This is a genomic window from Streptomyces sp. NPDC050997 (assembly GCF_040660135.1).
Taxonomy (GTDB): domain Bacteria; phylum Actinomycetota; class Actinomycetes; order Streptomycetales; family Streptomycetaceae; genus Streptomyces.
Genome location: NZ_JBFAGK010000032.1, coordinates 1 through 12097 on the forward strand (window position 1 = coordinate 1; position 12097 = coordinate 12097).

Sequence of the window (12097 nt, forward strand, 5' to 3'; positions counted from 1 at the left end):
TCCTCCGCCTTGCAGCTGCACGCACCACACCCCGCTCACCGGCGCTTAGCAGGCACCGCCGATTTCCTGCGACTTGATCGGCCGGACAGGTCCTAGTTGATCGCCCTGATCAGCTCACCGTCGGCGGTGTCCCCGCTCAGCTCCCAGAAGAACGTGCCGCCCAGACCCTGCGCGTCCTTGTACTTCATCTTCCCCTTGATCGTCTTCGGGGTGTCGTAACTCCACCAGTCGCTGCCGCACTTGGCGTAGGCGGTTCCGCCCACGGTCCCGGTCGGCGGGCACGTGGTCTTCAGTACCTTGTAGTCCTCGCTGCCGGCCTCGTACGTACCCGCCGCCGGGCCGGTGGCCGTGCCGCCCGGCTTCGCCTGCGTGACGCCGGTCCAGCCACGCCCGTAGAAGCCGATGCCGAGCAGCAGCTTCGAGGACGGGATGCCAAGGCTCCGGAGCTCGGCGATGGTGGCGGCGGTGTCGTAGCCCGCCTGCGGGATGCCCGGGTAGGACGTCAGCGGGGAGTGCGGCGCCGTCGGGCCGGTGGCGGCCCAGGTGCCGAAGTAGTCGTACGTCATGGGGTTGTACCAGTTGACGTACCGTGCCGCGCCCGCGTAGTCGGCCGCGGCGATCTTGCCGCCGGGTGTGGCGTCGGCGGTGATCGCCGCGGTGACCAACTGCCGCTTGCCGAACTTGGCGCGCAGCGCGGCCATCACGTCCCGGAAAGCGTACCGACCGCTGGTGTCGCAGGTCAGGCCGCAGGCGTTCGGATACTCCCAGTCGATGTCGATGCCGTCGAAGACGTCCGCCCACTTCGAGTTCTCGACCAGGTCGTAGCAGGACTGGGCGAAGGCGGCCGGGTCCTTGGCCGCCTCGCCGAAGCCGCCCGACCAGCTCCAGCCGCCGAACGACCAGATGACCTTGAGGTCGGGGTGGAGCCTCTTCAGCTTGCGCAGCTGGTTGAGGTTGCCGCTGAGCGGCTGGTCCGCGGTGTCGGCGACGCCGTCGACGGACTCCTCGGCGGTGAACGGCTTGTCGGTGTCCGCCCAGGCGTCTCCGAGGGCACATTTGCCGTCGGTGACATTGCCGAACGCGTAGTTGATGTGGGTGAGTCTGTCGGCGGAGCCGGAGGTCTCGATGTTTTTGACGTAGTACTGGCGGTCGTAGATGCCCCAGTCGGTGAAGTAACCGACGACCTTTGAGCCGGCCGCGCCGGCCGAGGGGGCATCGGCGGCGTCGGGCGTGGCGGTGGCGGTGCCCGCACCGGCGAGCAGGGCCGCGCCGAGTGCGGCGCAGCACGAGGCGGACAGGAGGGCCCGGAGCCGGGCGCGGGAGTGGAGCGGGGTGGACATCGGGTGTCTCCTCGCAGGGGACAGGGAGGGGATCGCACGCCGATTGGCATGAACGCGGGGAAGCGTTGGAGCGAAACAGTAAGAGGACTAGACCAATCGGTCAATGGTTCATACCAATTTCGGGGGGTCAGGTGCGCCGGAATCTCTTGAAGTAAGCGGTCGTTAACTGGTGACGGGATGCCTCCGATCGGGCATACTCACAGCGCACAGCCGCTGGTCAGCAGCTTCCGCGACCCGGGAGTGCGAGCATCGGTCGGCACCCAGTGAGACCCGGCGAGCCGCCCCCACGACGGGTGAGTCCGCCAGATCCCGACAGGGAGGAGAGCGTCGCCATGCCCGACAGCGCCCCGCAGCCGGTGGAACGGCAACTGCCCACGGACGAGGCCCGGGACCTGATCTCGCTCGTGCGTGACATCGCACAGCACGAGATCGCCCCGAAGGCGGCCGAGGAGGAGGACACCGGGCGCTTCCCGCGCGAGGTCTTCACCCTGCTCTCCGCGTCCGGCCTGCTCGGCCTGCCGTACGACTCCGAGTACGGCGGCGGCGACCAGCCGTACGAGATCTACCTCCAGGTCCTCGAAGAACTCGCCGCCGCCCGCCTCACCGTCGGTCTCGGCGTCAGCGTGCACACCCTGGCCTCCTACGCGCTCGCCGCCTACGGCACCAAGGAGCAGCAGGTCGAGCACCTGCCCGCGATGCTCGGCGGCGGTCTGCTGGGCGCGTACTGCCTCTCCGAACCGTCCTCGGGTTCGGACGCGGCCTCACTGCGCACGAGAGCCGTACGGGACGGCGACCACTGGGTCATCACCGGAACCAAGGCCTGGATCACGCACGGTGGAGTCGCCGACTTCTACACGGTCATGGCGCGCACGGGCGAGGAGGGTCCGCGCGGGATCACCGCGTTCCTCGTGCCCGGCGACGCGGACGGTCTGAGCGCGGCGCAGCCCGAGAAGAAGATGGGCATGAAGGGCTCGCCGACCGCCCAGGTCCACCTCGACGGCGTGCGCGTGTCCGACGACCGGCGCATCGGCGACGAGGGGCAGGGCTTCGCGATCGCCCTGGCCGCGCTGGACTCGGGGCGGCTCGGCATCGCGGCCTGCGCGATCGGCCTGGCTCAGGCGGCACTGGACGAGGCGGTGGAGTACGCCACCGGGCGGCGGCAGTTCGGTCGGCCGATCGCCGACTTCCAGGGGCTGCGCTTCATGCTCGCCGACATGGCCACCCAGATCGAGGCCGGCCGGGCGCTGTACCTGACGGCGGCACGGTTGCGGGACACGGGCCGGCCGTTCGCCAAACAGGCGGCCATGGCCAAGCTGCACTGCACCGACACCGCGATGAGGGTGACCACCGACGCCGTCCAGATCCTCGGCGGGTACGGCTACACCGCCGACTTCCCGGCCGAGCGGTACATGCGTGAGGCCAAGGTCCTGCAGATCGTCGAGGGCACCAACCAGATCCAGCGGATGGTCATCGCCCGTCATCTAGCGGGTCCCGAGACCCGCTGAACTGGCCCGCGGTCACCTGGGGCGCCGCCAGCCGGACCCACTCCGGGTCGGGGCGCCCCGGCAGAGTGCGACCGCGGTCGGCCCAGGTGCGCAGCAGTTCGCGGTAGATGGGCGGGTCCTGAATCGGCGGCGGCGCCGGCGGAACCGATTCTGCGGCCCTGGCGACCGGGGCGGGAACGAAGAGCCGGCGCTGACGCCCGGTCGCTGTGTAGGTGGGGGGCATACCAGGGCAACGCGGAGGTCGGCGGACAGGTCACCGGTCCTGGGAATCGGGCGTGCGTTCACGGTCGTCCGGGGGGCGCGGCACGGGGGTGGACGAGGGGCTGAGGTGCTGTGTCCGACCTCGGACGAGGGCTTGATGTGGCCCTGGGGCTACGGGGCCTACGGGGCCGGGGCCTACAGGGCCTTCGGCTTAGGGCGGGTGCCTGGACGTTCGGTGCGCGGGTGCTCGGCGTGCACGGGTGCACGGGTGCACGGGTGCTCGGCGTGTCCGGGCGTTCCTGTGCCTGGGTGTTCGGATGCCCGGGGTTCGGATGTTCGCGTGTTCGCGATGCCCGGGCGCGCGCCGACGACCCCGCACCACGGCAGCCTGCGGGCCGAGGTGCGGGGTCGGGCACGGAGATGGGGCGGGCTGTGCGCTCAGGCGGCCTGGCGTCGCAAGACGGCCACCCGGATGGGGCGCGAGCCCGGGCCGCCGACGTGCGAGAAGGGCTGCGTCCGCCAGTCGAGTCCCTGAGGGAGCGTCAACAGGAGGGCGGTGTCCTGCTCCTGGAGCTCCTCCGACTCGTCCGCCGGCTCGGCGTCGGACGCCCTGCGGCCGGTTCCGGCGCAGACGGTGAGCCCGAACGGGTTCCACGGCGAGGCGCACAGCGCGTGCTCCGGCAGGACCTCCTCGTCCGCCAGCAGGGCGATGGGCTGCGCGCAGTCCGGGCAGATCACCCGGTACATCTCGAAGGTGTCGTAGGCGTCGAGTTCCTCGTCGAGGGCGTCGGGTTCAACGCCCTCCGGCTCGGGCTCGACGACCAGCTGCGGCCGCTTGGGTGCGGTACGACCAGGGCGCTTAAGACTCTGCAATGGATTCTCCCCCTCGGGCTGGGTCGTGCCGGCACTGCGGCCTCGACCACAGCAAGCACTTCCCGTCCCGTCTCGGCGGTAATCACGAGAACATCACGGAGCCTGTCCGTGGCGTGTGGTGTTCGTCACATGCCATCCGCAGGTGCCCGACGCGTTCGCTTTGTCCCCTCCCCAGGGGGCCCGCAGGCTGCTCCCGGCCACATCACGAACCGGGTATGACCTGCGCCGCTCAGGTATCCGAGGAGATCAGGAGCACTGTAGGTTCTTGCGCCATGGAGGAGCTCGACCGACAGATCGTGCAGCTGCTCGTCAAGGACGGGCGGATGAGTTACACAGACCTGGGCAAGTCCACCGGCCTGTCCACGTCGGCCGTGCACCAGCGGGTGCGCCGACTGGAACAGCGGGGCGTGATCCGCGGTTACGCCGCGGTCGTCGACCCCGAGGCCGTCGGGCTGCCGATGACCGCGTTCATCTCGGTGAAACCGTTCGACCCCAGCGCCCCCGACGACATCGCGGAACGCCTCGCCGGTGTCCCCGAGATCGAGGCCTGTCACAGCGTCGCGGGCGACGAGAACTACATCCTCAAGGTGCGCGTGTCCACACCGCACGAGCTGGAGGAACTGCTGGCGCGGCTGCGCTCGCTGGCGGGGGTGTCGACCCGGACGACGGTGGTGCTGTCGACGCCGTACGAGGCACGGCCGCCCCGCATCTGACCCGTCGGCGGGCCGGACGGCGCGCGCCGGGCCGACCTGGGTGCGAGGCGGCGCGCGTGAGGCGCGAAACTGTCCCTCATGAGTGAACGCACCGCCGAACCGACCACCGTCCTGCTGCGCCGAGGCGAGGTCCACAGCCCTGCCGACCCCTTCGCGACGGCGATGGTCGTGGAGCGGGGGTACGTCGCCTGGGTCGGCTCCGAGGGCGCCGCCGACGCCTTCGCCGACGGCGTCGACGAGGTGATCGACCTCGACGGCGCCCTCGTCACCCCGGCGTTCACCGACGCACATGTGCACACCACCTCCACCGGTCTGGCCCGCACCGGCCTGGACCTGTCCGAGGCCCTCTCCCTGGACGCGGCCCTCGCCCTTGTACGGGACTTCGCGACCGCGCGCCCACGCGATCGCGTCCTGCTCGGCCACGGCTGGGACGCCTCCCGCTGGCCGGACGGTCGCCCCCCGACACGTGCCGAGCTCGACGCGGCCACCGGTGGCCGAGCGCTCTACCTCAGCCGGATCGACGTCCACTCGGCGGTCGTCACGACGGCCCTGCTCGACCTGACTGGCGGCCTCGGCGCCGTGGACGGCCCGCTCACCGCCGACGCCCACCACGCGGTACGTGCTGCCGCCCTCGCCGCCGTCACACCCGAGCAGCGCACCGAGGCCCAGCGCACCGCCCTCGCCCGGGCGGCCTCCCTCGGCATCGGAACCGTTCACGAATGCGCAGGGCCGGAGATCTCCTCCGAGGACGACTTCACCGGGCTGCTGAGGCTCGCGGCCGAGGAACCCGGTCCGCGGGTGGTCGGTTACTGGGCCGAGCGGGACATCGAGAAGGCGCGGGAACTCGGCGCGGTCGGCGCGGCCGGAGACCTGTTCGTCGACGGCGCCCTCGGCTCGCACACCGCGTGTCTGCACCAGCCGTACGCCGACGCCGGCCACACCGGCACCGCCTACCTGGACGCGGCCGCCGTGGCCGCCCATGTCACCGCCTGCACCGAGGCGGGCCTCCAGGCGGGCTTCCACGCCATCGGGGACGCGGCCGTGACCGCGGTCGTCGAGGGCGTCCGCGCCGCCGCCGAGAAGGTCTCTCTCGCCCGCGTCCGCGCCGCCCGCCACCGTGTGGAGCACGCCGAGATGCTCACCCCGGAGACGATCGCCGCCTTCGCCGAACTCGGCCTGACCGCCTCCGTCCAACCCGGCTTCGACGCGCTGTGGGGCGGCGAGGACGGCATGTACGCCCACCGCCTGGGCGCCGACCGGGCTCGCACCCTGAACCCCTTCGCGGCCCTGCTGCGGGCCGGTGTCCCGCTCGCCTTCGGCTCGGACAGCCCGGTCACGCCCATGGACCCGTGGGGCACGGTCCGTGCGGCGGCCTTCCATCGCATCCCCGAGCACCGCGTCTCCGTGCGCGCCGCGTTCACCGCGCACACGCGGGGCGGCTGGCGGGCGGTCGGACGGGACGACGCGGGCGTCCTGGTGCCGGGAGCGCCCGCGGACTACGCCGTGTGGCACACGGGCGAACTGCTGGTCCAGGCCCCGGACGACCGGGTCGCCCGCTGGTCGACCGACCCCCGCTCCGGCACCCCCGGCCTGCCCGACCTGACCCCCGGCCACGACCTTCCGGTCTGCCTGCGTACCGTGGTGGGCGGACGGACAGTGTTCGTACGGCCGAGCGAGTGATCTCCGGGGGTGGCGCACCCCCGATCGGCCCGCGACGCGCCGTGGCGCGAGCTGCGCAGCCACCGCGCTGACCAGGGCATTGATGGAAGATGCGCAGGTCAAACGGCTGTTGACAGCCAACGGTTGCGTGCCGGTAGGTTCGGCCGAGTCCACCACCGGACGCCCGACCGGGGAACGTCCGCGCACGCGCCGTGGCGCCGCTGGGTCAGGGACGGTGTGCCGCACCGGGGCACCGTCACTGGGAGCCAGGCTCAGCGCCCGCGCCACGGCGAGGGAACGTTCCGGCCGGTCGGGAAGGTGTGACCCGGGTGGGGCCCGGGCGCTCAGTAGACAACGGCTTTCGGTCGACTCGCAGCCAGCGGGTCCCAGGTCGGCCCGAAGGGCGCCGGGCCCCCATCCGCAGTACCCACAGCCCCGGCACGCACAGCCCCAGTACGCACAGCCCCCGATACGGCACGCACCGTACGCAAAAGGCGATTCCTACCCCGCTTTTGTGGAAACAACACCACCATACGAACGTTCCGTCACGTCCTCCCAGGCCGTGGCCACTATGGTGGACCTCTGCGTACGGAGATGAAGGGGCAGCAGTGAACGACGGCGACGGGACCCTCGCGGCACAGGACCGGGGGAGGCGGTTCGGGCCGCTCGGTTCGGCTTTGGTGATCATCCCGACCTACAACGAGGCGGAGAACATCAAGGCGATCGTCGGCCGGGTTCGCAAGGCCGTCCCTCAGGCGCACGTGCTGGTCGCCGACGACAACAGTCCGGACGGCACGGGCAAGCTCGCCGACGAACTGGCCGCCGGTGACGACCAGGTCCAGGTGCTGCACCGCAAGGGCAAGGAGGGCCTCGGCGCCGCCTATCTGGCGGGCTTCCGCTGGGGCCTGGAGAAGGGCTACGGCGTCCTGGTCGAGATGGACGCCGACGGCTCCCACCAGCCCGAGGAACTGTCCCGCCTGCTGACCGCCCTGAAGGGCGCCGATCTGGTCCTCGGCTCCCGCTGGGTGCCCGGCGGCCGGGTCGTGAACTGGCCCAAGTCCCGCGAGTACATCTCCCGAGGCGGCAGCCTCTACTCCCGCATCGCCCTGGACCTGCCGCTGCGCGACATCACCGGCGGCTACCGCGCCTTCCGCCGCGAGACCCTCGAAGGCCTCGGCCTCGAAGAGGTCGCCTCCCAGGGCTACTGCTTCCAGGTCGACCTCGCCCGCCGCGCCGTCAGGGCCGGCTATCACGTCGTCGAGGTGCCCATCACCTTCGTCGAGCGCGAACTCGGCGACTCGAAGATGAGCCGGGACATCCTGGTGGAGGCGCTGTGGCGGGTTACCACCTGGGGTGTGGGGGAGCGGGTCGGCAGGATAGTGGGCCGCACGAAGCCGTCGGGGTCGTAGACCCGCGATCTCACAGCCGCGGTTGGTCGTCCCCTTATCCCGTGCTGAGCCGGTTCCAGGCACACTGGACGCATGACGACTGGCGCTCCGACCCCCACCTCTCCCACCCGGCCCCGGCGCTCGGGGCTGCGCACGTTCCTGCCGCTGGGCATCGCCGCCTGGCTCGTGCTGGAGATCTGGCTGCTCATCATGGTGGCGGGCGCGACGAGCGGGTTCACGGTCTTCCTGCTGCTGGTCGCCGGCTTCGTGCTCGGTTCGGTGGTCATCAAGCGGGCGGGCCGACGCGCCTTCCAGAACCTGAACGAGGCGCTGCAGCGCGGCGGAGCCCCGTCGGACTCGTCGAACGGCGGCGGCAACGGCCTGATGATGCTGGGCGGTCTGCTTCTGATGATCCCCGGCCTGATCTCCGACGCGGCAGGTCTGCTCCTGCTGGTCCCGCCGGTCCAGAAGGCACTCAGCCGCTACGCGGAGCGCACCGTCGAGCGCAAGCTCCGTGAGGCGGTCCCGGGCACCTTGGGGGACGCTTTCCAGCAGGCCCGTATGCGCCAGCCGGACGGAAAGGTGGTCCAGGGCGAGGTCATCAAGGACGGACCGGGAGACGCCCCGCGGGACTTGCGCCCGCCGCTGACGCCCTGAGCCGACGCTGGTGGCACCGCCCTCACAGCTCGCCGCCTCGGGCACGAATAGCACGGGCAGACGAACGGCACGGGCAGACAAAGAGCACGGGCACACGAAACCGCGGGCGCCGTACGTGAGTTTTCACGTACGGCGCCCGCGGTTACTTGTGTGTTGTATCCCGCTCAAACCTTGCCGGGATTATGCCGACTTCCGGCTGTCCCTCGGATGAACTGCGATGTTCATCGCGCCGGAGCGCAGAACGGCCAGGCGCTCCTCGAGGACCTCTTCGAGTTCCTCGCGGGTGCGCCGCTCCATCAGCATGTCCCAGTGTGTACGCGCGGGCTTGGCCTTCTTTTCCTCAGGGCCATCGCCGTCGACGAGGAGTGCCTGGGCCCCGCAGACCTTGCACTCCCACTCCGGCGGAATCTCCGCCTCGACCGAGAAGGGCATCTCAAACCGGTGCCCCTTCTCGCATGCGTACTCCACGGCCTGGCGCGGGGCCAGGTCGATACCGCGGTCCGTCTCGTAGCTGGTCACCACGAGGCGCGTGCCGCGAAGAGCTCGCTCACTCATGAATCGTGCCTCCCGGGCTTGTCGCCCACAGGACAGGTGTCGCTGTCGTCGTCATCCGGTCAACGTCCGGTCGGCGGTAAAGATTCCCGTTCCGCGTCCCGTTCCGGGTCGTGCGTCGCCCGTCGTAGCCGCCCCTTGTTGTACCCACCAGCGCCCGGTTTGTCACATCTGCTAGCAGATGTCACCCAGCGTTTCGGCATCTTTGACGCGCAGTAACGGTACGCCTGGCAGGCCAAACGCGTACACTACAGCGCTTTGCCTCGGAACGCTAAATCGTCTCCGGAACCGGATTGCCCGCGTCGCCGATCGCCCGCCGTACCGGAACCCTCGCGAGCAGCACGAACCCGATGACGAAGAAGGCCACCAGCGAGATGATCGCGTCCCGATAACTGCCGGTCACCTGGTAGGTGATCCCGAACAGAAGAGGGCCCAGCCAGCTCATGCCCCGGTCGCTCATCTCGTACGCCGAGAAGTACTCGGCCTCCTTGCCGGGCGGGACGAGATGCGAGAACAGTGACCGGGAGAGCGCCTGGCTGCCGCCGAGCACCAGCCCGATCCCGGCGGCCAGCACGAAGAACCACACCGGAGCCCCGGCCGGCAGGAAGTACCCGGCCGCCAGTGTCACCGTCCACGCGACCAGTGAGCCCAGGATCGTGCGCTTGGCCCCGTAGACCCGCGCCAGTCGCCCCATTCCCAGCGCTCCGGCCACCGCGAGCACCTGGACCAGCAGTATCGCGCCGATGAGGGTCGACTGTCCGAGGCCGAGTTCCTCGGAGCCGTAGACGGACGCCTGGGAGATCACGGTCTGGATGCCGTCGTTGTAGACGAGGTAGGCCAGCAGGAAGGCGAGGGTGAGCGGATGGCGGCGCATGTCGCGGACTGTCGCGGCGAGTTGCCTCAGGCCGGGAGCCGTGGTCGCCCCGTCGGACCGCGCGGTGGAGCGGCGGTCGCGCAGGCGCCGCAGCGGGACGAGGGTGAAGGCACCCCACCACAGACCGGCCGAGGCCAGGCAGATGCGGACCGCGGCGCTCTCCGAGAGGCCGAAGGACTCGTGGCCCGAGTAGAGGACGAGATTCGCGATCAGGACCAGCGAACCGGCCGCGTACCCGAAGGCCCAGCCCCGCGAGGACACCGCGTCGCGCTCCTCGGGCGGAGCGATCTGCGGCAGATAGGAGTTGTAGAGCATCATCGCCACGGACTGCGCCGCGTTCGCCACGATCAGCAGCAGACCGCCGAGGAGATAGCGGTCACCGTCGAGGAAGAACATGGCCGTCGTCGCCGCTGCCCCGGTGTAGGCGGCGGCCGCCAGAAGGGGCTTCTTGCGACCGGTGCGGTCGGCGGCGGCGCCCACCAGGGGCATCACCAGGACCGCCACGATCACCGACAGGGACACCGTGTACGCGAAGAAGGACCCGGCCCGCACCGGGATCCCCAGAGGATGCACGAATCCGTCCGGGCCCGCCGCCGACTTGGCGACCGAGGTCAGATAGGGGCCCAGGAACACGGTGAGCACGCTCGTCGAGTAGACGGAGCACGCCCAGTCGTAGAAGTACCAGCCGCGCTGCTCGCGCCGCCGTTCGCCGGCCTCGTCGGACGTGCCCGTGCGCACGGTGTCGGTGCCCACCCGTGCCCCTCGCTTCCCCGTGGAGGTGCCGCGCGAGGGCGGCGGGCGGGCGACGGCCCGGGTGTCAGACCCAGTCGCCCCGGTCCTCCATGACCTTGCGCAGTGTGTCGATGTGATCGGTCATGATGCCATCGACTCCCAGGTCCAGAAGCCGGTGCATGTGTTCGGGTTCGTTCACCGTCCACACGTGCACCTGGAGTCCGAGCGCGTGTGCGGTTCGCAGGAAGCGGTGATCCACCACCTGGATGCCGGACTGCGCCTGAGGCACCTGCGCGGCGACCGCGGACCGGCGCACCACGGCCGGCAGCCCCCAGGAACGCAGCCGCAGATTGAGCACACCACGGGTGCCGTACGACGTCGCCAGGCGCGGCCCGGCCAGCCGCTGGGCCCGGACCACGCGTGCCTCCGCGAAGGAGCCGAGGCAGATCCGGTCCCAGGAGCCGGTGCGCTCGATCAGCTCCAGGAAGGGGACAAGGGCCGGCTCCGCCTTGACGTCCACGTTCCAGCGCACCTCGGGGAAGGCCTCCAGGAGTTCCTCGAAGAGCGGCACCGGCTCCCTGCCCGCCACGCGCGCGTGCCGTACGTCCTTCCACGGCAGGTCCGCGATCCGGCCCGCCCCGTCCGTCATGCGGTCCAGGGTCGCGTCGTGGAACGCGACGAGCCTGCCGTCGGCGGTGGCGTGGACATCGGTCTCCAGGTAGCGGTAGCCGGCCTCGACCGCCCGCCGGAACTGCGGAGTGGTGTTCTCCAGGCCGTCGGCCGCACCGCCGCGATGGGCGAAGGCTATGGGGCCGGGATGGTCGAGGTAGGGGTGGCGTATCCGGGTGCTCACGGTCGCAGTATCGCTCGCCTCGGTGGCCCGGTGGCAACGACCGTGCTGCCGGATTCCGAGGGGACGGCGAACACCCGCAGGAAGAGCTGGGCGAGCGGGCCGATGGACACCGCGTACAGAAGCGTGCCGACGCCGATGGTGCCGCCCAGGAGAAACCCGGTCACCACCACCGCCACCTCCACGCCCGTCCGCATCAGCCGGATCGAACGGCCGGTGCGCCGGTGCAGGCCCGTCATCAGGCCGTCCCGGGGGCCAGGACCGAACCGGGCGGCGATGTAGAGACCGGTGGCCGCGCCGTTGAGCAGGATGCCGCCGAGGAGAAGGGGGATCCGTACCGACAGGGTGTGCGCCTCGGGGGCCAGGGCGAGGGTGCCGTCCATGGCGATGCCGACCACGAAGACGTTGGAGACCGTGCCCAGTCCGGGGCGCTGGCGCAACGGGATCCACAGGAGCAGCACCGTGGCGCCGACGATGATCGAGACCACCCCGATCGTCAGGCCGGTGAGCTCGGCCAGGCCCTGGTGCAGCACGTTCCAGGGCTCAAGGCCGAGGCCCGCCTCGACGAGGAGGGCGGAACTCGCCCCGTACAGCGCGAGACCGACATACAGCTGGATCAGTCGCCGCCCGACGCGGCCCGGGCTGTTCCTGGTCAAGTGGTCCCCCTGTGGTGGTAGTGGCCTGACTCATGACACCCTGTGGCTTGGGTGGAAACATCATCCATGGCCAATTCGGGGAAGGTGGACTGATTTC

The 12097-nt window shown here is 70.6% G+C and carries 11 protein-coding genes; 5 read left to right on the plus strand and 6 right to left on the minus strand.

From position 1 onward, the window contains the following. Window positions 1-92 precede the first annotated feature (92 nt). Complete coding sequence (locus tag AB0H86_RS40970; protein ID WP_362450818.1) at window positions 93-1340, minus strand: glycosyl hydrolase family 18 protein; 1248 nt, start codon at window positions 1338-1340, stop codon at window positions 93-95. A gap of 332 nt (window positions 1341-1672) precedes the next feature. Here AB0H86_RS40970 and AB0H86_RS40975 point away from each other — a divergent pair, with 332 nt between their 5' ends. Beyond that, window positions 1673-2845, plus strand: a complete 1173-nt coding sequence (locus AB0H86_RS40975; protein WP_362450820.1) for an acyl-CoA dehydrogenase family protein — start codon at window positions 1673-1675, stop codon at window positions 2843-2845. Window positions 2846-3484: 639 nt separating this feature from the next. Here AB0H86_RS40975 and AB0H86_RS40980 read toward each other — a convergent pair. Then, a complete protein-coding gene (locus AB0H86_RS40980; protein ID WP_362450822.1) occupies window positions 3485-3919 on the minus strand; it encodes a hypothetical protein in 435 nt (144 codons plus the stop codon). Window positions 3920-4191: 272 nt separating this feature from the next. Between AB0H86_RS40980 and AB0H86_RS40985 the strand changes: the two genes are divergently transcribed. The 4 genes from AB0H86_RS40985 to fxsA all read left to right on the plus strand — a co-directional run bounded on the left by AB0H86_RS40985 (window position 4192) and on the right by fxsA (window position 8336). Further along, entirely contained in the window at window positions 4192-4632 is a 441-nt protein-coding gene (locus AB0H86_RS40985; RefSeq protein WP_362450823.1) for an Lrp/AsnC family transcriptional regulator, read from the plus strand. A 78-nt stretch (window positions 4633-4710) separates the two neighbouring features. Then, a complete protein-coding gene (locus tag AB0H86_RS40990; RefSeq protein WP_362450825.1) occupies window positions 4711-6312 on the plus strand; it encodes an amidohydrolase in 1602 nt (533 codons plus the stop codon). Window positions 6313-6899: 587 nt separating this feature from the next. Beyond that, on the plus strand, window positions 6900-7700 hold the full coding sequence (locus AB0H86_RS40995; RefSeq protein WP_362450827.1) for a polyprenol monophosphomannose synthase: 801 nt from the start codon (window positions 6900-6902) through the stop codon (window positions 7698-7700). 72 nt (window positions 7701-7772) lie between these two features. Next, complete coding sequence (gene fxsA / locus AB0H86_RS41000; protein ID WP_362450829.1) at window positions 7773-8336, plus strand: FxsA family membrane protein; 564 nt, start codon at window positions 7773-7775, stop codon at window positions 8334-8336. A 180-nt stretch (window positions 8337-8516) separates the two neighbouring features. On the opposite strand, the gene AB0H86_RS41005 is transcribed toward fxsA, so the two are convergent. The 4 genes from AB0H86_RS41005 to AB0H86_RS41020 form a co-directional block, all read right to left on the minus strand. Then, window positions 8517-8891, minus strand: a complete 375-nt coding sequence (locus AB0H86_RS41005; protein ID WP_003977404.1) for an RNA polymerase-binding protein RbpA — start codon at window positions 8889-8891, stop codon at window positions 8517-8519. Between the two features lie 268 nt (window positions 8892-9159). After that, entirely contained in the window at window positions 9160-10515 is a 1356-nt protein-coding gene (locus AB0H86_RS41010) for an MFS transporter (protein WP_362450832.1), read from the minus strand. Window positions 10516-10579: 64 nt separating this feature from the next. Further along, window positions 10580-11347, minus strand: coding sequence for a glycerophosphodiester phosphodiesterase (locus AB0H86_RS41015; RefSeq protein WP_362450835.1), 768 nt, complete (start codon window positions 11345-11347; stop codon window positions 10580-10582). Continuing rightward, on the minus strand, window positions 11344-12000 hold the full coding sequence (locus AB0H86_RS41020; protein ID WP_362450837.1) for a hypothetical protein: 657 nt from the start codon (window positions 11998-12000) through the stop codon (window positions 11344-11346). The genes AB0H86_RS41015 and AB0H86_RS41020 overlap by 4 nt, the downstream gene beginning before the upstream one ends. Between the last annotated feature and the right edge of the window lie 97 nt (window positions 12001-12097).